Origin of the sequence: Luteibacter sp., from assembly GCF_035539195.1 — a bacterium.
GTDB lineage: Bacteria > Pseudomonadota > Gammaproteobacteria > Xanthomonadales > Rhodanobacteraceae > Luteibacter.
In genome coordinates this window covers 195,487-220,133 of sequence record NZ_DATLIW010000040.1, presented here as the reverse complement: position 1 = coordinate 220,133, position 24,647 = coordinate 195,487, and the positions used below count along the sequence as shown (strand labels likewise).

Below are 24,647 nucleotides of genomic sequence, written 5' to 3'. Positions count from 1 at the left end.
GGCAGACTGCGGGAATTCCCGCGAGTGCCCGACGCCGATGCCAGGTACGCCAAACTATACCGGCCTTGCCGGGTATTCCCATGACACCGTGCCCCAGGTGGGTGTGCTGCTGGTTAATCTCGGTACACCTGAAGCGCCCACCGCCGCTGCGGTGAGGCCTTACCTGGCCGAGTTCCTCGGCGATCCGCGGGTGATCGAGTACCCGCGCCTGCTCTGGCTGGCGATCCTGCACGGGGTGATCCTGCGCGTGCGCCCGAAGCGTTCGGCCCATGCGTATGCGCGCATCTGGACGGAACAGGGCTCGCCACTGCGGGTCGGCAGCGAGGCCCTTGCCGCCGCCCTGCAGGCCGAACTCGGCCGTCGACGCACCGGCCCGATCCGGGTGGCGCTCGCCATGCGCTACGGCAAGCCGGCGGTGGCCGAGACCATCGCCCAGCTACAGCGCGAAGGCGTGCGCCGCCTGCTCGTCCTGCCGCTGTATCCCCAGTACTCGGCCACCTCGACCGGTAGCGTCTTCGACGCGGTGGCGGACGCGGTCAAGGGGCTGCGCTGGCCACCCGAGCTCCGCCAGATCAACGACTACCACGCGGAACCGGGCTACATAGCGGCGCTCGCCGACAGCGTACGCGCCCACTGGGAACGGAACGGGCGCGGCGAAAAACTGCTCATGAGCTTCCACGGCATTCCCGAGCGCTACGTGCGCAACGGCGATCCGTACTTCTGCCAGTGTCACGCCACCGCACGCCTGCTGCGCGAAGCCCTCGGGCTCTCGGAGCAAGAGGCGCCGCTCAGCTTCCAGTCGCGTGTCGGTCGCGAACGCTGGCTGCATCCGTATACCGACGAGACAGTCAAGGTGTTCGGCGCCAACGGGATCAAGCGGATCGACGTGATCAGCCCCGGCTTCGCCGTGGACTGCCTGGAAACGCTCGAGGAAATCGCCATGCAGAATGCCGACTTTTTCAAGGAAGCCGGCGGTGAGACCCTGAACTACATCGCCTGCCTCAATGCCGCTCCCGCGCATGTCGCGACCATCGCCGATCTCGTGCTGCGGCATACCCAGGGCTGGCCGGAGTCCGCCGCGGACTACGACGCGGCCGATGCGGCCCGCCGCCTTGCGGCCAGCCGCGAGCGCGCGCGACAGGTGCGCGACGATGCGTGAACTGCGTACGTCCATTCCCGGACTGGAACTGTCCGGCCTGACCTGGGGCGAGCCTGACGCGCCGCCGCTGGTACTCGTCCACGGCTGGCTCGACAACGCAGCCAGCTTCGCCTTGCTCGCGCCCCTGCTGGCCGAGCGTTTCCATGTCATCGCTCTCGACCTGCCGGGTCATGGGCACTCGGATCATCTGCCGGCCGGCACGATCTACCAGCACGTCGACTACACCCGTGCTGTCCTGGCGGCCGTGGATGCGCTCGCCCTGCCCCGCTTTCATCTGCTCGGGCATTCGCTCGGCGCGGGCGTGGCGACCATGGTGGCGATCGCTGCGCCGGAGCGCATTCGCGCCCTGGCCCTGATCGAGGGCCTCGGCCCACTCGGCGACGACGGATCGCGCACGCTCGAGCGCTTCCGCGATGCCTTGGCGATCAAGGACGACGGTAACCGTCCACTGCGTGTGTTTCCGTCGATCGACGATGCCGCTCGTGCGCGTGCGCTGGCCAGCGGACTGGATGCGTCGCTCGCCCGGCCTATCGTCGAACGCGGGCTGCGCGAGGTGGAAGGCGGCTATAGCTGGCGCAGCGATCCGCGCCTGTCGAAACCGACGGCCATTCGCCTTGCCGAGACCCAGGTGATGTCGCTGCTATTGGGTCTGGCGGCGCCGACATCGCTGCTCCTGGCGCGGCCGCATCCGCCCTACCTGGAGCCGGAAGCGCTGCAGGTACGAATCGATTGCGTGGACCAGATCGCCGTGACGCAGATGGACGGCGGCCATCACCTGCATCTGGAGCGGCCGGAAGCGGTGGCGGCCTGGTTGCGGGACGCGTTGTGAGGAATCGCCGCTGAAGCGGCTCCCACAGGGCTGCCGGGCTTCTGTCCATAGGGCTGCCGGCTTCTGTCCATAGGGCTGCCGGGCTTCTGCCCATAGGCTGCCTTGCTTTTGTCCACAGGGCTGCCGGGCTTCTGTGGGAGCCGCTTCAGCGGCGATGCTCTTCGGTCAGACCACCGGCTCCAGCCGGAACGCCGGCTGGATCATCGGATCGACCAGCCAGTGGTCGGCCAGCAGGAAGGCGAACAACACCATCAGGTACACGATGGAATAGTTGAACATCTTCATCGCGAACAACTCGTCCGGCGGATTCAGCATGCGAATGGCGTACCAGAGAAAGCCCAGCCCAAGGATCACCGCGCCAAAAAGGTAGATGAGTCCGCTCATCCCGGTGAAGAACGGCAGCAGGGTCACCACACAGAGCAGGATCGTATAGAACAGGATGTGCCAGCGCGTGTAGACCACGCCATGGGTCACCGGCAGCATCGGCACCTGCGCACGCGAATAGTCGTCGACGCGGAAGATCGCCAGCGCCCAGAAGTGGGGGGGCGTCCACACAAAGATGATCAACAGCAGTTGCAACGCGTACGGATGCAGCGAACCGGTGACCGCCGTCCAGCCCAGCATGGGAGGCGCCGCACCGGCAAGGCCGCCAATCACGATGTTCTGCGGCGTCGCGCGCTTCAGGTAGGCCGTGTAGATCACCGCGTAGCCGATCAGCGAGAAGAACGTCAGCACGGCGGTGAGCATGTTCACCAGGAAGACCAGCACCAGCATCGAGACGATGCCGAGCGCCATCGCGAAGACGAAGACCTGCATCGGCGTGAGCTGCCCCGTGGCGAGGGGACGATGCGAGGTGCGCGCCATGATCTTGTCGATGCGCTGGTCGATCAGATGGTTGAACGCCGCCGCGGAAGCGGACGCAAGCCAGATTCCCAGCGTGCCGAACACTGCCGCGTGCCACGTCGGCAAGACACGCTGGCCCGTGGCATCCACGGCGAGGAACATGCCGATGACGGCACAGAAGACCAGCAGGGCGACGACGCGCGGCTTGGTCAGTTCGTAATATTGGCCGAGGATGCTCACAGGGACTCCGTCGTCGCAGGCAGGCGCTGCGTGCTCGCCAGGGCCGCGAGCAGGGTGAATAGAAGCAACGCCGCCACACCATTGTGCGCCGTCGCCACGGGCAGCGGCAGGCCGAGGTGCACGTTGCCGATGCCAAGCAGCACTTGCGCGATCAGGACGACGCCGACCGCGATACCTACCCTGCGCAGACCGGAGCGCGCGAGCCTGTGCGAGAGCCAGGCGAGATAGCAGAACGTCACCAGTGCGCCGATGCGATGGGCGAGCTGGATCGAACTGCGCGCGGCCATATCGAGCACACCGCCTTCGTAGTTCACGCCAATACCGCGCCAGAGCACGAAGGCCTGCGGAAAGTCGGTCTCCGGCCACCACTGGCCGAGGCACTTGGGGAAGTCCGTGCCGCAGGCGAGCGCCGCGTAGTTGGAACTCGTCCATCCGCCCAGGGCGATCTGGCAGACCAGCACCACGATGCCGATGCCCACGGGTGTCCGCAGCGCCGCGAAGCGATCGTCCAGCGTACCCACCCGCCACCAGCGTAGCGCGGCCCATGCAAGCAGGGCGAAGGTGGCCAGGCCACCAAGCAGATGCCCCATCACCACGACCGGCTTCAGCAGCAGGGTCACCGTCCACATGCCGAGCATGGCCTGGAAGATGATCACTGCCAAGGCGGCGACACCTACCTTCCACGCGCCCGGTCGGTCCAGTGTCGCTGCCGCGATCAGTGGCAAGGCGATCGCCAGCGCGGACAGGGACGAGGACACGACATGTTCGCCGCGCATGTACATCACCACGCCGACCACGGCGAACGCGGCGGCGAGCAGCACGGCGATCACCGCCGTGCGCCGGCGCCAGGCCGAGATCAGTGCGATCGCCAGGACCATGAAGCCGAGGCCGCCGGCAAGGAAGCGATGCACCTGCTCGCGCCATGCCTTGTGCGTCTCGTAGGGCCGGTCGGGAAAGGCTTCATTGGCCTGCGCGATGTCCTGCGCATGGCCGGGCCATGTGGCCTTGCCGTAGCAGGTCGGCCAGTCCGGACAGGAAAGACCGGCATTGGACAGGCGTACGAAGGCACCGAACATCACGATGCAGAAGGCGAACAGGGCGGCGAGCAGCGCAAGGGTACGCAGGATTTTCACGGCACGCGGCGACATCAGCGGATCACCTTCTGCATGTCCTTGCGCAGGCCGCTGGGATCGAAACCGGCGGGATAGAACGACAGCGCCGTGCCGTTGGACTCGACGAGTACGGCAGCAACGCTGTCCGGCTCGGTCGGGCGGAACTCGCCGAACGCATTGGCGCCATCGTTGCCGACCTTCCAGTCGGGCATGACGCCATCCGCACCCGCCGCCGTCGCCGGCGTGCCCAGAAAGAGCAGGCGCAGGCGGTCGGCATTCTGGTTGAGCGTGATGCGCGCGTTACGCATCAGTGCCAGGGTCTGCAGGCAGCGATCGGCGCAGCCGGGACCCGGCAACGCAACGAGCGTCAGGCGCGGCTCGCTCGCGCGCCACACCCAGGGCTTGCCATCCACGTCCACGCGCACGTCGGCGACACTGCGCTGGGGCACGATCGGCCGGCCGTTACCCTTGCCTTCGGGCTGCCAGCCGCTGAGCGTGAGCAGCCCCGCAGCGACGATCGGCGCAAGGAACACCAACATGATGAGGATCAGCTTGATGCGGCTGCTGCGAATATTCTTGGCGGAGACGTTCGGATCGGTCATGGTTTCTCGGGCCGCTTCGGGCGTCGCTGGCGATGCAGGAGAACGAAGATCACCACCGCGGCGAGCGCAAAGGTGAACCACTGGAAAGCGTAGGCGCGATGCCGCGCCGGCGGCATGAAGCCGGGCGTCCAGTCGCGCACATAAATGCTGGCCGGATCGGCATCCAGCAGCAGCACGCGAGGATACAGCGCACGGCCGACGTCGGCGCCGATCTCCTTGAGGTCGACGTAGACCATGCTCTTTTCGGCTCCCTTCTGCTCGGGCAGGCGATCGCCACCCAGCCGGACACCGACACCGGGCGACGGCACGTACAGCCCGCGGATGGTCGTCTCCCCGCTGGGTAGCGGCGGCAGGCGCGGATTGGCGCCCGCTTCCTTGGCCAGGAAACCGAGGTCCACCAACACGTAAGGCGACTGCCCGCGAGGCGAGAACGGCACGTAGACGTGAATGCCGACCTGTCCCGCATGGGTCTGGTCGTCGAGGATATAGGTGTGTCCGGGGACGAAATGGCCATGCAGGGCCACGCGCGGATACCGGTCCGGCGGCGGCGTGTCGGCGATCATGCCGAAGTCCTCCACCGCCGCGGCGGCGGATGCGGCGTAGCGCCGCAGCAACACGTCCTTCTCGTCGGCGCGGTCCAGCTGCCAGATGCCCAGGCGCACGAAAGCAAGCACGCCCACCACGGTGAGTGCGACAGCGAACCACGTCGGACGACGCAAGAAGCTCATGCCAGACGCCCCACGGCCACCGCTATACTCGGATTGTCGATATCAGGCGGAACGGTCACGTGGAAACCATCTATAAGTACGCGCTGGTGATCCTGCTGCTGGTGGTGTTGTTCAACCTCGGCCAGGCCCTGTTCTTCATGATGACCGACAAAGGCCAGAGCAAACGCACGGTGTGGGCGCTTACCCGTCGCATCGGCCTGTCGTTGCTGCTCATCGCCATGGTGGCGCTGGGCATCTTCATGGGCTGGCTGCATCCCCATGGGGTCGGCCAATTCTAACGCGCATGGCCGGGGGGCCAAGGCGCGGTGCGGCATTTGGTGCCGTGGGTGGGGGAGCGGCGGCGCCAATGTGGGAGCCGCTTCAGCGGCGATAACCAGGTTGCTGCGACCCCATCGCCGGCATAGCCGGCTCCCACAAAAAGCTCCCACAAAAAGCTCGCCGGGGTGCCAGCCAGCAAAAAACCCGCCTCACGGCGGGTTTTTCGATTCACATGGCGGCGCTTACGTCAGATCAAAGCACGTAAACGAACAGGAACAGCGCCAGCCACACCACGTCGACGAAATGCCAGTACCAGGCGACGGCTTCGAAACCGAAGTGGTCGTCCTTGGTGAAGTGGCCTTTCGCGCAGCGGATCCAGATGATCGCCAGCATGATCGTGCCCAGCGTCACGTGCATGCCGTGGAAGCCGGTGAGCATGAAGAACGTGGCGCCGTAGACGCCGCTGCCCAGCGTGAGATTGAAGTGCTCGTACGCTTCGGCGTATTCGTGCGCCTGGAACCACAGGAAGCAGCAACCGAGCAGCACGGTGGCACCGAGGCCGATCAGCAGCGCCTTGCGATGACCGGCTTTCAGCGCGTGATGCGCGATGGTGATGGTCACGCCGGACGACAGCAGGATCAGCGTATTGAGCAGGGGCAGGCCCCACGCGGCGATGGTCTGGAACGAGCCGCCGATCTTCTGCGGCCCGCCGCCACCGTTCGCGCCCCACGATGCCTCGTAACCCTGCCAGACGAACTGGTGGGTGAGGACGCCGTGGCCTTCGCCGCCCAGCCAGGGCACGGAGAAGATACGGGCATAGAAGAGCGCGCCGAAGAAGGCACCGAAGAACATCACTTCGGAGAAGATGAACCACATCATGCCCATGCGGAACGAGCGATCCACCTGGCCGTTGTAGCTGCCCGACAGCGATTCGCGGATCACCGAACGGAACCAGCCGAAGAACATGCCCAGGATCATGACGAAGCCGATCCAGAACAGCGGCTTGCCGAAGGTGCTGCTGTCGCCCGGCTGCGAGTTCAGCCAATGCGCGGCACCGTACACGGTGACGAACATGGAGATCGCCGCCACGATGGGCCAGTAGCTCTTGGTCGGTACGAAGTAGACGTCTTGTTGCTGGTGACCCATGGTGGTTTCCCGTGGATGTCGCTTGGTTTAGCCGGTCAGACCTTCAGCATCTGCACGATCGAGAGGAGGAAGACCGCGATCGCGAAACCGCCCGCGATCATCGCGGTCCGGTTGGCGCGCTTGCGGCGTGCCGCCATCTCGATGTCCGTCATGTCCTGCATCGATCAGTGGTCCGTGTTGCCGTGGGCGAGCTCGTCGTCATGGATGACCGGCGGCACGTCGAACGTGTGGAACGGAGCCGGCGACGGCACGGTCCACTCCAGGCCCTTGGCACCTTCCCACGAGCGGTCCGCCGCTTTCTTCTTCGAGAAGAACACGCAGTGGATGATCACGCCGAGGAAGATCAGCTGCGAGGCGCCGAACCAGAAGCCGCCGATGGAGCTGATCATGTTGAAGTTGGCGAAGGCCACGTTGTAGTCGGGGATGCGTCGCGGCATGCCGGCCAGTCCGAGAAAGTGCTGCGGGAAGAACAGCACGTTCACCGAGATCACGCTGGACCAGAAATGGATCTTGCCCCAGGTCTCGCTGTACATGTGGCCCGACCACTTCGGGATCCAGTAATACGCGGCGGCCATGATCGAGAACGCGGCACCGGTGACCAGCACGTAGTGGAAGTGCGCGACCACGAAGTAGGTGTCGTGGTACTGGAAGTCGGCCGGGGCCAGGGCGAGCATCAGGCCCGAGAAGCCACCGATGGTGAACAGGATCACGAAGGCGATCGAGAACAGCATCGGCGTCTCGAAGGTCATCGAGCCGCCCCACATCGTCGACACCCAGTTGAAGACCTTCACGCCCGTGGGCACCGCGATCAGCATCGTCGCGTACATGAAGAAGATCTCCGCACCCATCGGCAGGCCCACGGCGAACATGTGGTGCGCCCAGACGATGAAGGAGAGGAAGGCGATGGAAGCGATCGCGAACACCATCGCGCGGTAGCCGAAGATCGGCTTGCGGGCGAAGGTCGGGATGATTTCCGAGATGATCCCGAACGCCGGCAGGATCATGATGTAGACCTCGGGGTGCCCGAAGAACCAGAAGATATGCTGGAACAGGACCGGGTCACCGCCGCCGGCGGCGTTGAAGAAGTTGGTGTGGAAGTACTTGTCGGTCAACAGCATGGTGACCGCGCCGGCCAGCACGGGCATCACCGCGATGAGCAGGAACGCCGTGATCAGCCAGCTCCAGACGAAGACCGGCATCTTCAGCAGGTCCATGCCCGGCGCACGCATGTTGAGGATGGTCGCGATGATGTTGATCGCGCCCATGATCGAGCTGATACCCATCAGGTGGACCGCGAAGATCACGTAAGCGATCGACTCGCCCTGCAGCGACAGCGGCGGATACATGGTCCAGCCACCGGCAGGACCGCCGCCCGGCATGAACAGGGTGGACAGCAGCATGAAGAAGGCGAACGGAAGGATCCAGAACGACAGGTTGTTCATGCGCGGCAGGGCCATGTCCGGCGCGCCGACCATGAGCGGGACCATCCAGTTGGCCAGGCCGACGAAGGCCGGCATGATCGCGCCGAAGATCATCACCAGCGCGTGCATGGTCGTCATTTCATTGAAGAAATACGGCTGCACGAGCTGCATGCCCGGCTTGAACAACTCCGCGCGGATGACCATCGCGAAGGCACCGCCGATGAAGAACATCGTCAGCGAGAAGATCAGGTACAGCGTGCCGATGTCCTTGTGGTTCGTGGACATCACCCATCGCTGGAAGAACCCCTTCGGGGCTCCATGGTGATCGTGGTGATCGTGGGTGGCTGCGTGCGCCATGGCCTTGCACCTCTACCTGCAATAACTGTTCGGTTAACCCTGGGGAGCCGGGGCGGGAGCGTTCTGGGCGGTCTGCGCGGCCTTCTGGAGCTTGGCCTCGTCTTCCTGGGTCGCCAGCCATTGTTCGAACTCGGCCTTGGGCACGGCCTTCACGACGATCGGCATGAAGCCGTGGTCCTGACCGCACAATTCGGCGCACTGGCCACGGTAGACACCGGGCTCCTTGATCTTGGTCCAGGCCGCGTTGGCGATGCCCGGGATCGCGTCCATCTTCCAGCCCAGCGCCGGCACCCACCAGGAGTGGATGACGTCGCCACCGACGATGACGAAGCGGATCTTGACGCCGACCGGCACCACCAGGGGCTTGTCGACGTCGAGCAGGTAGGTGTTGTAGCCGTCGACCTGGATCTTCTCCGGGTCGAGGTTGGACTTGAGCTGGCGGGTGCGGTCCGAGGACTCTTCCAACTTGGACACGAAGCCGACCTTGTCGACCCCCTTGCCCCTGTAGTCGACGTAGTCGTAGCGCCACTTCCACTGGTAGCCGGTGATCTTGATCGTCATGTCCGCGCCGGTGGTGTCGGCGAAGGTGGTCAGGCCACCCGTGGCGAGGTTGGCCAGGAAGATCAGGATGATGACCGGGACGACCGTCCAGATGATTTCCAGCTTGGTGCTGTGCGCCCACTTCTCGGCGACGGCGCCGCGCGACTTACGGAAGCGGAACATCGCGACGAACATGGCGCCGAAGACGACGATGCCGATGACCACGCAGACCCACAGGGCCACCATGTGCATCGCATAAGGCGACCACTCGCTCACGCCCTGGGTCATGTTCATCTGGTTGGCGACGGGATTGCCCCACGCCTCCCCGCCGAACAGCGCCAATGCGCCTGCCGTCCACGCCGAAACCGATCGTCCGATGCCGCCAGATGTCATGTCTTGCACCTTTAATGAACCTACCTGCGCGTCTGGCTCGATACCTCGGCCAGCAGCACCATGAGTTTCCTTGACACCTCGACCCGTTCCTCTTCCCCGAGAAAGGCGCCGATTTCGAGCTCGTTGCCGTGTGACTTGAGCAACAGACGCTGGCGTCCGTCCCCCGGAGCCAGACCCACCCTGACCCAATACGTCTGGAAGCGCCGTACCCGACGCCCGGGTACCACCCTCACCTCCAGCGTATCCGGCCCGATGGCGATACGTTCACCCCTGTCGCCGGCCTTCCAGGCCGCTCCAAGCGCGAACCCCACGACGAAGGTTTCGATCAGGGCGAACACGGGAGCGAAGACATTCCCCTGCCACGCGCCGAACGACGCCGTCGCCAGGGCTATCGCCGCCAGACCCATGATCAGTCGACGCAGACCGAGCTTGTCCAGCGCGCGGTTGGGCTTGAGCCACAACACACGCGGCTGACCCGCGACGGTCGGTCGAAGCACGTTCATGGAAAGTCCAGCGTGCCTGGAACCCGAGGGATGATAGGGCGCTGGTCAAGAAGCGGCAAGGTTGGGAAGGGACGTGTTGTCGCAGGCGGTGCGGCCCAGGGGACGCTTCCGCTATGCAACACACACCGGGGGCCCCGCTCCCCTACAATGGGCGGTCTCCCCATGTACCCCACTCCCCCCGTGAACCCATCCATCCTTCGTCCCGAACTCCCGACTGGCGCCGAGCCGGCACGCGCGCGCATCACGGCCGCCTGGCTGCGCGACGAAACCGAAGCCGTCAACGACCTGCTGGCCCAGGCCACCCTGCCGCCGACGGAGCGCGAACACGTCATCGACGTCGCCGCCGGCCTGGTCACGCGTGTCCGCGCGCGGGCCAAGGACCAGAGCGCGGTCGAGTCCTTCATGCGCCAGTACGACCTCTCCTCCGAGGAAGGCGTGTTGCTCATGTGCGTGGCCGAGGCACTCCTGCGCATCCCCGACAAGGCGACGGCGGACAAGCTCATCCGCGACAAGCTGGGCGAAGCCGACTGGAAGAAGCACCTGGGCCAGAGCGAGTCGCTGTTCGTCAACGCCTCGACCTGGGGCCTGATGCTCACCGGCCACCTGGTGAACCTCGCCGAGGAGACCCGCCACGACTTCAGTTCCGCGCTGCGCCGCCTGGTCGGCCGCGCCGGCGAGCCGGTGGTCCGCCTGGCCGTGCGCCAGGCGATGCGCATCATGGGCCACCAGTTCGTCATGGGTCGGACCATCAAGGAAGCGCTGGACCGTTCCGCCGAGAAGGAACACGCGGTCTACCGCTATTCCTACGACATGCTGGGCGAGTCGGCACTCACCCAGGAAACGGCCGAGCGTTACCAGCAGGACTACCGCGACGCGATCAACGCGCTCGGTGCCCGCGGTCCGTTCAAGAACAATCTCGAAGCTCCGTCGATCTCGGTCAAGCTCTCGGCGCTGCATCCGCGCTACGAAGTAGCCAACCGCGCCCGCGCGCGCGTCGAACTCGGCGCCAAGCTGCTCGAACTCTCGCAGCTGGCCTTCAAGAACGGCATCGCGCTGTCGGTGGACGCCGAAGAGACCGATCGCCTCGAGCTGTCCCTCGACATCATCGGCGACGTCTTCGAGCATCCCTCGCTGGAAGGCTGGAACGGCCTGGGCATCGTCATCCAGGCGTACCAGAAGCGCGCCCCCTTCGTCATCGACTGGGTGACCGAGAAGGCCCGGGCCACCGGCCGTCGCTGGTTCGTGCGCCTGGTCAAGGGCGCCTACTGGGATGCCGAGATCAAGCGTTCGCAGGAAAACGGCCTCACCGGCTACCCGGTCTATACGCGCAAGCCGAACACCGACGTTTCCTATCTCGCCTGCGCCCGCCGCCTGTTCGCGGCCGGCGGCGATGCGGTGTATCCGCAGTTCGCCACGCATAACGCGCACACGATCGCCGCGATCCACCATCTGGCGCAGGGCCGTCCGTACGAGAACCAGCGCCTGCACGGCATGGGCGCGGACCTCTACGCCGAAGTGATCGGCAAGGACAAGCTCAACGTGCCCTGCCGCGTCTACGCGCCGGTCGGTACCCACGAGGACCTGCTGCCCTACCTGGTCCGTCGCCTGCTCGAGAACGGCGCCAACACCAGCTTCGTCAATCGCGTGGTCGACGAGAGCGTGCCGGTGCGCGACCTCGTCGCCGACCCGTGCGAAACGGTACGCGCCTTCGCCTCCATTCCCCATCCCCGCATCCCCCTGCCGGTCAATCTGTACGGTGAACTTCGGAAGAATTCCATGGGCATGAACTTCGCTAACGACAACGAGCTCCACGAGCTCGCCGACGCCGTCAACCGGCACAGTGGTCCGTGGACCGCCGCCCCGCTGGTCGCCGGTGGCGCCACGGGTGGCACGAAGGTCGAGGTCACCGATCCGTCGGATCGCCGTCGTATCGTCGGCACCGTCGAGAACACCGATCCGGCGCTCGTCGATCGCGCCCTCACCGCCGCGGTGAAGGCCCAGCCTGCGTGGGACCGCCTGCCGGCCGCCAGCCGCGCCGCGATCCTCGAGCATGCCGCCGAGCAGCTCGAGCACAACCGTGCCGAGTTCATCGCCCTGTGCGTGCGCGAAGCGGGCAAGAGCCTGCCGGACGCCATCGCCGAAATCCGCGAAGCCGCCGACTTCCTGCGCTACTACGCCACGATGGCGCGTCGCCTGTTCGGCCAGCCGGAACAGCTGCCCGGCCCGACCGGCGAGAGCAACCAGCTGTTCCTCAACGGCCGCGGCGTGTTCGTCTGCATCAGCCCATGGAACTTCCCGCTGGCGATCTTCCTCGGCCAGGTGGCCGCGGCGCTCGCCGCCGGTAACGCCGTCATCGCCAAGCCCGCCGAGCAGACCGCGCTGATCGGCTATGCCGCGGTGAAGCTGCTGCACGCCGCCGGCGTCCCGACCGACGTCCTGCAGTACATGCCCGGCGACGGCGCCACGGTCGGTGCCGCGCTCACCCGCGACCCGCGCGTCGCCGGCGTCGCCTTCACCGGCTCGACCGACACCGCCTGGGCGATCAACCGCGCGCTCGCCGCGCGCAATGCGCCGATCGCCGCGCTGATCGCCGAGACCGGCGGCCAGAACGCGATGATCGCCGACTCCTCCGCGCTGCCGGAACAGATCGTCAAGGACGTGATCGCCTCGGCCTTCCAGTCCGCCGGCCAGCGCTGCTCGGCCGCACGCGTGCTGTTCGTGCAGGAAGACATCGCCGACAAGGTCACCGCGATGCTCGCCGGCGCCATGGCCGAGCTGAAGATCGGCGATCCGGGTCTGCTCTCGACCGATGTCGGTCCGGTGATCGACAACGACGCGCTGCAGATCCTCGTCAACCATGCCGCCCGCATGGACAAGGAAGCGAAGAAGATCGGCGAAGTACCTCTCAACGACACGACCGCGAACGGCACGTTCTTCGGCCCGCGCGCGTACGAGATCCCGTCGCTCGACGTGCTCACCCGCGAAGTGTTCGGCCCGGTGCTTCACGTGATCCGCTGGAAGGGTTCGGAGCTGGACAAGGTGGTCGAACAGATCAACGCCACCGGCTTCGGCCTGACGCTCGGCATCCACAGCCGCATCGACGACACCATCGACTACATCCAGAGCCGGGCACGCGTCGGCAACTGCTATGTCAACCGTAACCAGATCGGCGCCGTGGTCGGTGTGCAGCCGTTCGGCGGCGAAGGCCTCTCCGGCACCGGCCCCAAGGCCGGCGGCCCGCACTACCTGCTCCGCTTCGCCGGCGAGCGCACGCTCACGATCAACACCACGGCGGCCGGCGGCAATGCGTCCCTGCTGACGATCGGCGAGTAACGACGCGGGAGCCGCGAACTGTGGGAACCGGGAACTGTGGGAGCCGGGAACTGTGGGAACCGGGAACTGTGGGAGCCGCTTCAGCGGCGAAAAGCCAACGAAGCGGTAACGCCGTAAGTCTTTTCGCCGCTGAAGCGGCTCCCACAAGACCCCGCAAGCCCTGAAGGCCCTGAAAGCCCTGAAAGCCCTGAAAGCCCTGAAAGCCCTGCAGGCCTTGTAAACCCTGCAGGCCCTGCAAGCCCTGCAGGCAGCGCCTACAACGAAAGTCATATTGCGAAGCGGGGCGGTTTCGTTGCCTGCTTGAGGGACATCGCGCCGGCCGGAACCCGGCGCCCATCCATCCTGGAGGGCCGCGACATGATGTTGCAGATGTCCGCTACACCCGTTTCATCCGATATGCGCTCCGAACCGCCTCTCCACGCGGTTTCGGGAAAATCGTCGTGCCCCAGGCCGGCATGGCACAACGCACGCTTGCAGGCGTTCATGAGCCCCGAGCGAGACGGCGTGCCGGAACTCGGCGCGCTCGCATCGCAGCCCATGGACGAGGATTTTCGCGAGGCGATTTCCGGCACACTGAAAGCCGGCGAGATGCTGCAACTGCCGGAAACGATGATCGTCGCGGTCAACGCCGATGTGGTCATCGAGCCGACCGAGGAGGGCTGCGTGGTGACGGGCACACGCGGCAGGAACAACGAGTGCCGGCTGATCTTCCGTCACGCCTATCGTCGCGTCAGTTGCCATCTGCGCGTTCCCAACGGCGCCGCGGAAGCGCGCATCACGTTCCTGCGATCGCCCAGCCAGAAGTCGCCTGCCCTGGTGGAGCTGCAGTCGTTCAATATCTGCCCGCCTCATCTGCGGCAAGCGAATGGCGCCGGGGGATTTTCGATGACCATCGACTACGACGCCGACCCGCTCAATGAAGTGCAAGGCATCCTCTGGCGCGGCGGCCTGTTGCAGATATCGCGGGTCAGCCTCACCCCATGAGGGAACGAAAAGGGCGACCTCCCGGCCGCCCTTTTCGTCGTCGCTTGCGCTGAGCCGGACTTACTTCAGCCCGCGATCCTTCAGCATCGGCTCGATGCTCGGCTCCTTGCCGCGGAAGTCGCGGTAGAGCTTGCCGAGCTCCTCGGTGTTGCCGCGCGAGAGAATCTTGTCGCGGAAGATCTGACCGTTTTCACGGGTCAGTCCACCGTGCTCCTTGAACCATTCGAAAGCGTCGGAATCCAGCATCTGGGTCCACAGGTACGCATAGTAGCCGGCGGCGTAACCGTTGCCCCAGATATGCTGGAAGTAGCTCGAGCGGTAGCGCGGCGGCACCTGGGCAAGGGTGAAGCCGGCTTTCTTCAGGGCCTTCGTTTCGAAGGCATCGACGTCCTGCTTCGGCGTACCCGGGGCGATCATGTGCCATTGCATGTCGAGCAAGGCGGCCGAGATGAGTTCGCTCATGGCATAGCCCTGGTTGAAGCTCTTCGCCTTCTTGATCTTGGCGACGAGTTCGTCGGGCATCGCCGCGCCGGTCTGGTAATGCTTGGCGTAGTTGGCGAAGACCTTGGGATCGGAGGCCCACTGTTCATTGAACTGCGACGGGAATTCGACGAAATCGCGCGCCGTGTTCGCACCGGACAGCGACGGATACTGTGCCGCGGCGAACATGCCATGCAGGGCGTGGCCGAACTCGTGGAACATCGTCGTCACGTCGTCGAACGAAAGCAACGCGGGCTGGCCGGCCGCCGGCTTGGTGAAGTTGGCGACGTTGTAGACCACCGGCTTGGTGCCGAACAGCTTCGACTGGTCGACGAAGTTGCTCATCCACGCGCCGCCGTTCTTGTTGTCACGCTTGAAGTAGTCGCAGTAGAACAGCGCCATGGAGGTGCCGTCCTTGTCGAACACTTCGAACACGCGCACATCCGGCTGGTACACCGGGATGTCCTTGCGCTCCTTGAACGTCAGACCGTAGAGCTGGTTGGCCGCGTAGAACACGCCGTTCTGCAGCACGTTGTCGAGCTCGAAGTGCGGCTTGATCTGCGCTTCGTCCAGGTCGTACTTGGCCTTGCGGACCTTCTCGGCGTAGTGATCCCAGTCCCAGGCCTGGACCTGGAAACCGCCCTTCTCCTGGTCGATCACCTGCTGGATATCCTTCGACTCCGCGGTCGCGCGAGCGACCGCGGCGGGCACGAGGCGCTCCATGAACTTCTCGGCGGCTGCCGGCGTCTTGGCCATCTGGTCGTCGAGCTTCCACGCGGCGTAGTTCGGGAAGCCGAGCAGCTTCGCGCGATCGGCGCGGAGTTCGGCGATGCGCGTGATGATCTCACGCGTATCGTTCGCGTCGCCGTGTTCGGCACGGTCCCACGAGGCCTTGAACAGTTTCTCGCGGGTGTCGCGGTCGTTCATGCCCTGCAGCGCCGGCTGCTGTGTCGTGTTCTGCAGCGTGACGACGTACTTGCCGTCGAGCTTGCGATCCTTCGCGGCCGCGGTGGCGGCTTCGATGTCGCCGTCGGACATGCCGTCGAGCGCCTTCTTGTCGTCGACCACGAGTGCGCCGGCCTTGGTGGCGGCGAGCAGCACGTTGGTGAACTTGGTGCTGAGGGTCGACTCTTCCTTGTTGAGGTCCTTCAACTTGGTCTTGTCGGCCTCGGACAGCTTGGCGCCGGCATGTACGAAGTCGTCGTACGTCACCTGGAGCAGGCGCGCGGATTCGGGATCGAGGTTGAGCGAATCGCGCTTTTCATGGAGCGCTTCCACGCGCTTGAACAGCTTGTCATTGAGATAAATCGCATCGCTATGGGCGGCGAGCTTCGGCGATTCGTCTTCGTCGACCTTCTGCAGGGTGTCGTTCGTGTTGGCGCCGGTGAGTGCGCTGAACACGTTCTGCGCACGCTTGAGCAACACGCCCGACTTCTCGAGGGCGACGATGGTGTTGTCGAACGTCGGTTCGTCCGCCGAATTCGCGATGGCCTCGACCTCGGCCAGCTGCTGTTTCATGCCTTCCTCGAGGGCCGGCTGGAAGTCGGCATCCACGATCTTGTCGAACGGCGGCGCCTGGAACGGCAGCTCGCTCTGGGTCAGCAACGGATTCACGTGCGCGGCCGGAGCCGATGCCGTGGTCGCGGCCGCGGCGGGCGCGGAGCCTGCGGGCGCCGGTGCGGGTGCGGCGGCCTTGTCGGCGTCGTTCGACGACGAGCAGGCGGCGGTGAGGGCGATCGAGGTGGCGATCACGAGGCTACGTACCTTCAGCATGGGCAACGAATCCCTGACGGTGGGCAAAGCCGCGACTCTAGCGGCGCGAGGCCACCGAGGACAACCGCCATCGGTCAGGGAATGGCCTGGGTCAACGGGTGTCGCGCAATTCCCAGCTCGAACCGATCAGCAGGTTCAGCCGATGCTTGACGATGCGCATGGGCAGGCTCGTGCTGAGCTGCACGTCCGTACGGTCGTTGGAGAGCTCGCCCTTCGCCGAGGCACCGCCGTCGGTGACGCCGAGACTCGGGTCGACCTCGTCCGGCTCGGGCTGCTTGGCGCGCCAGCGCTGGAACAGGCTATCGCTGCGCATGGCATCGGCGATGTCGGCGGCCAGCTTGTCCGGGCCGATCCCTTCGAACGAAAGATCGGGATCGGGCCCTTTGGCCTTGCTCATGTCTTTAACGGAGAGAAAGTAGGTCGTCATGGTGTCTTAGTTAAGCCGAAGGCTGTGAATTTGCCGTCAGCCGAGCAGGTCGAGGTCGAGTAGCAGGGCGGCGTCGCGCGGCGAGACGCGATGCGGCAACACACCGAGGCAGGGTGTCGGCAAGAGGGTGCGCAGCGTGTCGATGTTCTCCTCGCGCAGCGGCATGTCCGACTCGACGATGTTGGCGATCCAGCCCGCCAACACGCAGCCGTCCGCCTCGATGGCGCGAGCGGTGAGGCGCGCATGACTGATGCAGCCCAGACGGATGCCGACCACGAGGATCACCGGCAGATGCCAGCGGCGCGGGATGTCTTCGGTCGACATGTCCTCGCCCAACGGCACCATCCAGCCACCCACGCCTTCGACGATCACGCGATCGTAATCACGCACGAGCCCGGCGAAGGCCCTGTCGAGCGGCGGCCATGCGATGGGCCGGCGCTCGCGTGCCGCGGCCAGGTGCGGCGCGACCGCTTCTTCGAGTGCGACAGGATTGACCTCGTCGTAGGGCGGCGTGGGCCAGCTGGCCGCCTGGAGATCGAGCGCGTCCTGGTTGCGGAGGCCGTCCGCATGCCGGGCGGATCCGCTGGCGACCGGTTTCATTCCGGCGACGCGTTCGCCCCTTTCGCGAAACGCGTAGACCAGGGTCTGCGCGCCGTGGGTCTTGCCGATGCCGGTGTCGGTGCCGGCCACGAAGAAGTGTCGTGACATGGGGCCTGGAGCCTTGCGGGAGCGGGGACGTGGCACCATACACGGTCCCAGATACCGAATTCACCGGATACCGTCATGTTCGAAGCCAAGGCGATCGCCACCGACGACAAAGCCACGCTGTACGCGGAACTGGTCCAGCAGGCCCAGGGCCTGCTCGCCGGCGAACCGGACATGATCGCCAACGCCGCCAATTTCGCCGCGCTGGTGTTCGATGCCGTGCCGGACATCAACTGGGCGGGCTTCTACCTGTTCGACGGCAAGGAGCTGGTGGTCGGCCCCTTCCAGGGCAAGCCGGCCTGCATCCGCATCGCGATCGGCCGGGGTGTCTGCGGCACGGCGGCGCAGACGCGCGAAACCCAGCTGATCAGGGACGTGCACGAATTCGCCGGCCACATCGCCTGCGACGCGGCGTCCAACTCGGAGATCGTCGTCCCCCTGGTCAAGGCCGACGGCAGCCTGCTCGGCGTGTGGGACGTGGATAGCCCTTCTGTCGCGCGCTTCGACGAGGAAGACCGCAAGGGCATGGAAGCGCTGTGCCGGGTGTTCATGGCCAACCTGGCCTGATTCGGGCGGTACCGTCAGAGTTCGTGCGGACGCGGTGTCGCCAATAGCTCCATGACGCGTGCGCGTGCCTCGTCCACGCCGGTCTTGGCGCTGGACGAAAAGACCTGCGCCGTACCGGGCACGTTGTTGTCGCGGAAATGCTTGCGCATGGCGTCCAGCGCCTTCTGTGCCTGGCTGCGCGAGATCTTGTCGGCCTTGGTCAGCAGCACATGGCAGGGCAGCTGGGTGTCCGCGCAGAACTGCAGCATCGTGGCGTCGAACTCCTTGAGTTCATGGCGGATATCCACGATGAGTACGATGCCGCGCAGGCTGCGGCGCATCTTCAGGTACGCGTCGATCTCGCCGCGCCAATGCTTGCGCATGGCCTCGGGCACTTTCGCGTATCCGTAGCCGGGAAGGTCGACCAGCCGGCAGTCGAGCGGCTCGGTGCCTTCGACTTTCAGCCGCGGCAGATCGAACACGACCATCAACTGGGTACGCCCGGGCGTCTTGGACGTGCGAGCCAGCGCGTTGTGGCCGGTCAGCGCATTCAACGCGCTCGACTTGCCGGCGTTGGAACGGCCGGCAAAGGCCACCTCGGCGCCCTGGTCGTAGGGCAGCTGGACAATTTCGTGGGCGGCCAGGACGAAGGTGGCGCCGTTCAGCGGATTCGAAGACATGGGGGGATAGCCCGCCGGGCGGGAAAAACAATGGTCGGGCAGTGTATGCGATACCGTGGCCCGTCGCGCGCTGATGCGGTTTGACCCGGCTCTCCCGGGCCCCTCATAATCTTTTGGTTGCGGCGCGTGGGGAAGCGCGCCCGATCCGGAAGCATCCCCCTTGGAGAGACTTATGAAGTTTCGGCACGCCGCCGCTGCCATCACCGCGATGCTCGTCATGAACCTGGCCGCGGCCCAGACCGCGGCACCCGCCAAACCGGCCTCCGCACCGGCACCGGCGACCACCGCAGCGAAGCCAGGGGCGAATCCGGCGACCGATCCGGCCACACCGGGCATGCCGAAAGCCGACACCGCCACCGTGGCGCCCGCCGCGCCCGGCGCCGACGCCACCGTGGCGACGAAGCCGGGCGACGCCGCCACCGGCCAGGGCAAGGCCGCCGCTTGCGGCGCCTGTCATGGGCTGGACGGCAACTCGACCGACCCCCAGTACCCGCGCCTGGCGGGGCAGAGCGAGCAGTACATCGTCCGCCAGCTCACCGACTTCAAGGCAGGCAAGCGCCAGAATCCGATCATGATGGGCATGGCCGCGCCGCTCACCCCGCAGGACATGCACGACATCGGCGCGTACTTCGCCAAGCAGAAGCCGCTGCCCGGCGTCGCCGACAAGGCGCTCGTCGATCAGGGCCAGACGCTGTACCGCGAAGGCGATACCGCACGCGGCATTCCCGCCTGCATGGCTTGCCATGGGCCGGATGGTCGCGGTAACCCGGGGGCCATGTACCCGCAGCTCACCAGCCAGCACGCCAAGTACATCGAAGCCACGCTGAAATCCTGGCACGACGGCACCGCCTGGGGCGACGACGCGCACGCGAAGATCATGCCGTCGATCGCGCAGAAGCTCGACGAGAAGGACATCGCCGCGCTGGCCAGCTACATCGAAGGCCTGCATACGAACGACGCGGACACCCCCGCGACGCGCTGATGGCGTTAAAGTTGGAAGATCGAACGGGCCCCTTCGGGCCCGTTCTCGTTTAGAAGGTTAGAAAAGGAATCCCTGATGCGACTGCGCCTTCCCCTGCTCTGCGCCGCCCTGATCGGTCTGGCGGCCTGCGGCTCCGGTAACAACGATACCGCGACATCCACCACGCCTCCCGCTCCCGCCGCCACGGCACCGGCCGCGCCTGCGCCCGCGGCGGCTTCCACCGCCGCGGCGACCGCGCCTGCGCCGGCGGCCAGCTCGGCCGGTGCTACCGGCGCTGCCGCACCGGCAGCGGCAGCGGACGCCGACGACACGAGCCGCCCTGCCCCGAAGCCCTTCGTCGATGAAGGCAAATGGGTCGAGGGCAAGAACTACTTCCGCATCGATCCCGTCCAGCCGACCAGCACGCCGGGCAAGATCGAAGTCACCGAAGTGTTCTCCTATGGCTGCCCGTTCTGCTATCAGTTCAACGGTCTGGTCGAACAGATGGCCAAGGACCTGCCCCGTGGTGTGGTCATGACCTACACGCCTGCCGCCTTCCGTCCGGACGAGAACTGGCCGCTCCTGCAGCGCGCCTTCCTCACCGCGCAGGCGCTGGGCATCGAGAAACAGAGTCACGACGCCATGTTCGACGCGGTGAACAAGAGTGGCGAGCTGGGCATCCTCGACAGCAGCTCCAACCGTCGCAAGCCGGAGTCCGCCTGGCCGACCATCGACGACGTCGCGAAGTTCTACGCGAAGTACGGCGTGAAGCCGGAAGAGTTCGTCGCCACGGCCAATTCCTTCACCATCACCACGAAGATGAAGCGCGCGGATGAACTCGTACGCGCTTACGAGGTCGATGGCACGCCGGCGATCATCGTCAACGGCAAGTATCGCCTGTCCCCTGCCAGCGCCGGTGGCTATCCGCAGGCCGTCGAGCTCACCCAGTGGCTCGTCAGCAAGGAAGCCGCGGGTAAGTAACCGCGTCCTCGACCTCTCACGGAGATTTTCATGTTCAAGCGTCTCTCGCTCCTGTTCGTCGGCCTGACCCTGGCCACCGCCTGCTCCGCGGGTCCGGCCGATCCGGCCACGGACCCGTACGCCGGCAAATACGACACCATCGCCACGCCGCAGCGTCTCGATCCCAAGGACGGCAAGGTCGAAGTGGTCGAGGTGTTCTCCTACGGCTGCATCCATTGCGCACACTTCGAGCCGACGGTCGAAGAACTGCAGAAGAAGCTGCCGAAGGGCGTGGCATTCCATGTCGTTCCGGCCGCCTTCAACGACAACTGGCTGCCGTATGCGCAGGCCTACTACGCGGCGCAGAAGCTCAAGGTGGATCCGGCGGCCCATGCGGCCCTGTTCAAGGCCATCCATACGGATCACTACCCGCTCCGTTCGATCGAGGAACTGGCCGACTGGTATGCGACGAACTATCACCTGGACAAGGCGAAGTTCCTCGAAGCGGCGACCAAGGACAAGGCGATCCACGACCGGATCCTTGCCGATACCAAGCTGATCCAGCAGTGGGGCGTCGACGGCACGCCCGCGATCGTCGTCGACGGCAAGTACCGTCCGAAGGACTTCAAGGACTTCGACGAACTCAACGCCATGACGCTGTCCCTCGTGGACAAGGAACTCAAGGGCGGCAAGTAAGCCCCTGGGCCGACACCGATGCCCTCCGTTCACACGACGGGGGGCATCCTCGGCAGTCACGGCCCGACGTGGTAACCATCGCGAAACCCCATGACCCGCTCCCCGCCGAACCCGTCCCCCGCTCCCGAACGCACCCTGCGTCTGCTGAGCTGCAACATCCTCGCCGGCGCCAGCGTCCAGCGCTACAGCGACTACGTCACACGCAGCGTCAACGCCGTGCTGCCGGGGCGCTCCAAGCTGGCCAATCTCGATTCGCTGGCCGAGCTGCTCCATGAGTTCGACGTGGTGGGCCTGCAGGAAGCCGATGCCGGGAGTCTTCGTTCCGGCTTTCTCAACCAGACGCGCTACATCGCCGAAGCGGCGGGCATGCCGTTCTGGAGCCACCAGCCGAACCGGCCGATGGCCCGTGTGGCCCACTCGGCCAATGGCCTGCTGAGCCGGATCGAGCCCAGCGAAGTCATCGATTACCCGCTCCCCGGCCGGATCAAGGGCCGCGGCGCCTTGTTCGTAAGATTTGGCGAGGGCTCCGACGCGCTGGTCATGGTCGTCGCGCACCTCTCGCTCGGTGCGGCGGCACGCATGGGCCAGCTCGCCTTCATCGCCGAACTGCTGGCGCCGTATCCGCACGCCGTGTTGATGGGCGACCTCAACACCGAGCCGAACAGTCCGGAAATGCGCGTGCTGTTCGACAAGACGGCGCTACAGATGCCGACCGTCAACACGCTCACCTTCCCGAGCTGGAAACCGCGGCGCGCGCTCGACCACATCCTGACCTCGGCGGATATCAAGCTCGATCGCACGTGGACATTACCCCGCGCGTTCTCCGATCATCTGCCGCTTGCCGCCGAAATACGCCTGCCTCTCGCCCTTGCCGAGGCCGCGGGCGCGTCCCGACCGAGGTAACCCGTTTCATGAAACCGAGCCTGCGCGCCGCCCTGCCCTGGGCCATCATCGTCCTCGTGGCCCTTGCCGCGGCATGGCTTCGCTATGGCTTCATCGAGCCCTCCGACATGGCGCATGCCTGCGATGGCAGCGGCGGACCCTGGTGGTGCGCTACGCGCACGCTCGTCGTGCAGGGCTTCCTCAGCTACGGCTACGGCTACGCGGCCGTGCTGATGGCACTGGTCGCACTGTTCTGGAGAAACACGGCCTCGGCCGTGCTCGCCGCCAGTCTTGGCGTCATCGCCCTGCAGCTCTACTGCTATGAAGGTGGCGCCCTGGCGCTGCTGATCGGCGCGCTGAGGCTGGTGCGCGTGCAGTACGACCGCCAGCAGTTCGCCGCCGCCGAGGCCTGACCGGCTTAGTCGCCCCTGGCGCGCCACCAGGCCGCCAGCACGGGCAAGGCCAGGGCGAGGTTGAGCAGCATCCAGCCCCAGGACACGGCGTTCGCACCCAGCTCCTGCACCACCACCGCGATACCCAGCCCGGCGATCCAGAGGGCCAGCAGGCGCTCCTCGACCAGCGGCATGAGGATGTCCTCACGCGTACGCAGAATCGCCAGCAGCAGGAAGCCCACGCATGGCAGCGCGAACAGGCCGATCGGGAAGTCGCGATAGCGGCCGTTGAACACCATCAGGATGCCGTAGAGGGCCAGCACGAACATCCAGAAGAACCGTTGCGGCGTGAACGCATCCGACCAGGCGATGCCGAGGCGACGGCGCTCGATCGGGCGCGGCGCGATCGCCGCGGGATTCACCGGCGAGGCCAGACGCGAAGCGATCGCGCGAGCGAGCGATAGCGCCGTCGACAGCGCCAGCAGACCGATGATCGCACCCGTGGCCCATTCGACGTCGTTGCGGGCGGAGAAAAGGAGCAGGCGTGCATGGGCGGCCAGCGCCGTCCCGGTGGCGAAGCCGGCCAGGGCCAGGGCAAGCCAGCCGGAGGCGCCATGCCAGCGACGACGCATCGCGCCGGCCACGAGAAACACCAGGACGCCGATACCACCGACGCCCAGCGCCCAGGCCCAGCGGGGCTCTTCGACGACCGGCCCCTGCATGGCGAACTTGGGCTTGGCGTCGACATCGAAGATGCCCCAGTAACCGCCGACGGTGCCTTCGAGGTCGCGTTTCCACGGCTGGTCGAATGCCTCGATGACGTTGTAAGGCATGTCGACCGTGGCGGCGTAGTTGAGGAACTCGCGCATGTAGCGCGCTTCGTTGACCAGGCTCGCGCTCGCGTCGCGGCGCGTACGTCCCTGACTCGGCCAACCCGTTTCGCCGATCATGATCGACTTGCCCGGGAACTCCCGCTTCATCGCCTGGTAGACATCGGCGACGTGACGCACGGCATCGGCAGGCGCGACCGGTTCGTCTTCCCAGTACGGCAGGATGTGGATGGTGATGTAGTCGGTGTCCTTCGCCAGTTCGGGATGCTTCTTCCAGAACTCCCAGACATCGGCATAGGTCACCGGCACATCGGTGGCCGCGTTCACCCTCGCGATATAGGCCCCGAGGGCCTTCGACGAGAGCTCGCCACGCAACAGCACTTCATTGCCGACTACGATGCCGCGCAGGGTATCGTGGTCGCGACGGGCGGCGTCCAGCGCGAGCTTGATCTGCTGTTCGTTGGCCACCGGATCGCGGCCCAGCCACACCCCCATCAGCACCTTCATGCCGTAGCGCCCGGCGATGTCCGGCACCGCCTCGAGGCCCTGGTTCATCGCGTAGGTGCGCACGCAGTCGAAGCGCGTGGAGAGGGCCTTGAGATCCTCCTCAACACGTTCGCGCGACACGAAGGCGTGAGGGTCCATCGGGTTCTCGCCCTTCAACCGGAAGGGTGCGTAGGACACGCAGGCGATTCGCGCGGTGGGCGAGTCGGGAAGCGGTACCGGGCGGCCGAGTACCCACCAGTAGCCGGCGCCGAAGAGCGCGGCGGCAACGAGGACGATCCATGCGAGGGGTCGCGCGAAGCGCGCGGAGGGCGTGAAGGACGGCATCCCATTAGCTTAGCGGGCCGGACGCGTCAGGGCGAT

General features: G+C 65.8%; 25 protein-coding genes. 11 read left to right on the top strand and 14 right to left on the bottom strand.

The features are described 5' to 3' along the window. Positions 1-37 precede the first annotated feature (37 nt). Together hemH and VM621_RS18210 are read left to right on the top strand one after the other, a co-directional pair. The gene (gene hemH, locus VM621_RS18215; RefSeq protein ID WP_325470380.1) at positions 38-1,159 is read left to right on the top strand and encodes a ferrochelatase; all 1,122 of its coding nucleotides are present in this window, start codon (positions 38-40) and stop codon (positions 1,157-1,159) included. Continuing rightward, positions 1,152-1,988, top strand: a complete 837-nt coding sequence (locus VM621_RS18210) for an alpha/beta hydrolase (protein WP_325470379.1) — start codon at positions 1,152-1,154, stop codon at positions 1,986-1,988. The genes hemH and VM621_RS18210 overlap by 8 nt, the downstream gene beginning before the upstream one ends. A gap of 165 nt (positions 1,989-2,153) precedes the next feature. On the opposite strand, the gene cyoE is transcribed toward VM621_RS18210, so the two are convergent. Genes cyoE through VM621_RS18190 form a run of 4 tightly spaced genes read right to left on the bottom strand, consistent with a single transcriptional unit; the run spans position 2,154 to position 5,513 of the window. Beyond that, positions 2,154-3,071 carry a heme o synthase gene (gene cyoE, locus VM621_RS18205; protein ID WP_325470378.1) on the bottom strand — a complete coding sequence of 306 codons (918 nt, stop codon included), beginning with the start codon at positions 3,069-3,071 and terminating at the stop codon, positions 2,154-2,156. After that, the gene (locus tag VM621_RS18200) at positions 3,068-4,219 is read right to left on the bottom strand and encodes a COX15/CtaA family protein (RefSeq protein WP_325470377.1); all 1,152 of its coding nucleotides are present in this window, start codon (positions 4,217-4,219) and stop codon (positions 3,068-3,070) included. The genes cyoE and VM621_RS18200 overlap by 4 nt, the downstream gene beginning before the upstream one ends. Further along, positions 4,219-4,785: a hypothetical protein gene (locus VM621_RS18195; protein ID WP_325470376.1), complete on the bottom strand. Its 567-nt coding sequence runs from the start codon at positions 4,783-4,785 to the stop codon at positions 4,219-4,221. Before VM621_RS18195 ends, VM621_RS18200 begins: the two co-directional genes overlap by 1 nt. After that, on the bottom strand, positions 4,782-5,513 hold the full coding sequence (locus VM621_RS18190) for an SURF1 family protein (protein WP_325470375.1): 732 nt from the start codon (positions 5,511-5,513) through the stop codon (positions 4,782-4,784). The genes VM621_RS18195 and VM621_RS18190 overlap by 4 nt, the downstream gene beginning before the upstream one ends. Positions 5,514-5,572: 59 nt before the next feature. Between VM621_RS18190 and VM621_RS18185 the strand changes: the two genes are divergently transcribed. Beyond that, complete coding sequence (locus VM621_RS18185) at positions 5,573-5,791, top strand: twin transmembrane helix small protein (protein ID WP_036139356.1); 219 nt, start codon at positions 5,573-5,575, stop codon at positions 5,789-5,791. Positions 5,792-6,023: 232 nt separating this feature from the next. On the opposite strand, the gene VM621_RS18180 is transcribed toward VM621_RS18185, so the two are convergent. Genes VM621_RS18180 through VM621_RS18160 form a run of 5 tightly spaced genes read right to left on the bottom strand, consistent with a single transcriptional unit; the run spans position 6,024 to position 10,131 of the window. Beyond that, positions 6,024-6,917 (bottom strand): cytochrome c oxidase subunit 3, encoded by an 894-nt coding sequence (locus tag VM621_RS18180; RefSeq protein WP_325470374.1) that lies wholly within the window; start codon positions 6,915-6,917, stop codon positions 6,024-6,026. Between the two features lie 35 nt (positions 6,918-6,952). After that, positions 6,953-7,078, bottom strand: coding sequence for a hypothetical protein (locus tag VM621_RS18175; protein ID WP_325470373.1), 126 nt, complete (start codon positions 7,076-7,078; stop codon positions 6,953-6,955). Between the two features lie 3 nt (positions 7,079-7,081). Then, positions 7,082-8,695 (bottom strand): cytochrome c oxidase subunit I, encoded by a 1,614-nt coding sequence (ctaD, locus tag VM621_RS18170; RefSeq protein WP_325470372.1) that lies wholly within the window; start codon positions 8,693-8,695, stop codon positions 7,082-7,084. A gap of 33 nt (positions 8,696-8,728) precedes the next feature. Continuing rightward, positions 8,729-9,628: a cytochrome c oxidase subunit II gene (gene coxB, locus VM621_RS18165; RefSeq protein ID WP_325470371.1), complete on the bottom strand. Its 900-nt coding sequence runs from the start codon at positions 9,626-9,628 to the stop codon at positions 8,729-8,731. A gap of 20 nt (positions 9,629-9,648) precedes the next feature. Further along, positions 9,649-10,131 carry a DUF2244 domain-containing protein gene (locus VM621_RS18160; RefSeq protein WP_325470370.1) on the bottom strand — a complete coding sequence of 161 codons (483 nt, stop codon included), beginning with the start codon at positions 10,129-10,131 and terminating at the stop codon, positions 9,649-9,651. A 162-nt stretch (positions 10,132-10,293) separates the two neighbouring features. On the opposite strand from VM621_RS18160, the gene putA reads away from it, so the two are divergent. Both putA and VM621_RS18150 read left to right on the top strand, forming a co-directional pair. Next, positions 10,294-13,464, top strand: coding sequence for a bifunctional proline dehydrogenase/L-glutamate gamma-semialdehyde dehydrogenase PutA (gene putA, locus VM621_RS18155; protein WP_414674573.1), 3,171 nt, complete (start codon positions 10,294-10,296; stop codon positions 13,462-13,464). 300 nt (positions 13,465-13,764) lie between these two features. Beyond that, positions 13,765-14,448 carry a hypothetical protein gene (locus tag VM621_RS18150; protein ID WP_325470368.1) on the top strand — a complete coding sequence of 228 codons (684 nt, stop codon included), beginning with the start codon at positions 13,765-13,767 and terminating at the stop codon, positions 14,446-14,448. A gap of 60 nt (positions 14,449-14,508) precedes the next feature. Here VM621_RS18150 and dcp read toward each other — a convergent pair whose 3' ends face one another. From dcp to bioD, 3 genes are all read right to left on the bottom strand, one after another. Further along, positions 14,509-16,701, bottom strand: coding sequence for a peptidyl-dipeptidase Dcp (dcp, locus tag VM621_RS18145; protein ID WP_325470367.1), 2,193 nt, complete (start codon positions 16,699-16,701; stop codon positions 14,509-14,511). Between the two features lie 91 nt (positions 16,702-16,792). Beyond that, on the bottom strand, positions 16,793-17,098 hold the full coding sequence (locus VM621_RS18140) for a hypothetical protein (RefSeq protein ID WP_325470366.1): 306 nt from the start codon (positions 17,096-17,098) through the stop codon (positions 16,793-16,795). 66 nt (positions 17,099-17,164) lie between these two features. After that, the gene (gene bioD / locus VM621_RS18135; protein WP_325470365.1) at positions 17,165-17,836 is read right to left on the bottom strand and encodes a dethiobiotin synthase; all 672 of its coding nucleotides are present in this window, start codon (positions 17,834-17,836) and stop codon (positions 17,165-17,167) included. 75 nt (positions 17,837-17,911) lie between these two features. Between bioD and VM621_RS18130 the strand changes: the two genes are divergently transcribed. Next, positions 17,912-18,400: a GAF domain-containing protein gene (locus VM621_RS18130; RefSeq protein ID WP_325470364.1), complete on the top strand. Its 489-nt coding sequence runs from the start codon at positions 17,912-17,914 to the stop codon at positions 18,398-18,400. A 14-nt stretch (positions 18,401-18,414) separates the two neighbouring features. Here the strand turns inward: VM621_RS18130 and yihA are convergent, their stop codons facing one another. Next, positions 18,415-19,059: a ribosome biogenesis GTP-binding protein YihA/YsxC gene (gene yihA, locus VM621_RS18125; protein WP_325470363.1), complete on the bottom strand. Its 645-nt coding sequence runs from the start codon at positions 19,057-19,059 to the stop codon at positions 18,415-18,417. Positions 19,060-19,231: 172 nt separating this feature from the next. Between yihA and VM621_RS18120 the strand changes: the two genes are divergently transcribed. The 5 genes from VM621_RS18120 (at position 19,232) to VM621_RS18100 (ending at position 22,971) form a co-directional block, all read left to right on the top strand. Further along, positions 19,232-20,041, top strand: a complete 810-nt coding sequence (locus VM621_RS18120) for a c-type cytochrome (protein WP_325470362.1) — start codon at positions 19,232-19,234, stop codon at positions 20,039-20,041. 75 nt (positions 20,042-20,116) lie between these two features. Beyond that, positions 20,117-21,001 carry a thiol:disulfide interchange protein DsbA/DsbL gene (locus VM621_RS18115; RefSeq protein WP_325470361.1) on the top strand — a complete coding sequence of 295 codons (885 nt, stop codon included), beginning with the start codon at positions 20,117-20,119 and terminating at the stop codon, positions 20,999-21,001. A 30-nt stretch (positions 21,002-21,031) separates the two neighbouring features. Continuing rightward, positions 21,032-21,676 carry a thiol:disulfide interchange protein DsbA/DsbL gene (locus VM621_RS18110; RefSeq protein ID WP_325470360.1) on the top strand — a complete coding sequence of 215 codons (645 nt, stop codon included), beginning with the start codon at positions 21,032-21,034 and terminating at the stop codon, positions 21,674-21,676. Positions 21,677-21,766: 90 nt separating this feature from the next. Beyond that, a complete protein-coding gene (locus VM621_RS18105) occupies positions 21,767-22,579 on the top strand; it encodes an endonuclease/exonuclease/phosphatase family protein (protein ID WP_325470359.1) in 813 nt (270 codons plus the stop codon). 8 nt (positions 22,580-22,587) lie between these two features. After that, positions 22,588-22,971: a hypothetical protein gene (locus tag VM621_RS18100; protein WP_325470358.1), complete on the top strand. Its 384-nt coding sequence runs from the start codon at positions 22,588-22,590 to the stop codon at positions 22,969-22,971. Positions 22,972-22,976: 5 nt separating this feature from the next. On the opposite strand, the gene VM621_RS18095 is transcribed toward VM621_RS18100, so the two are convergent. Beyond that, complete coding sequence (locus VM621_RS18095; protein ID WP_325470357.1) at positions 22,977-24,611, bottom strand: glycosyl hydrolase family 17 protein; 1,635 nt, start codon at positions 24,609-24,611, stop codon at positions 22,977-22,979. Positions 24,612-24,647 lie beyond the last annotated feature (36 nt).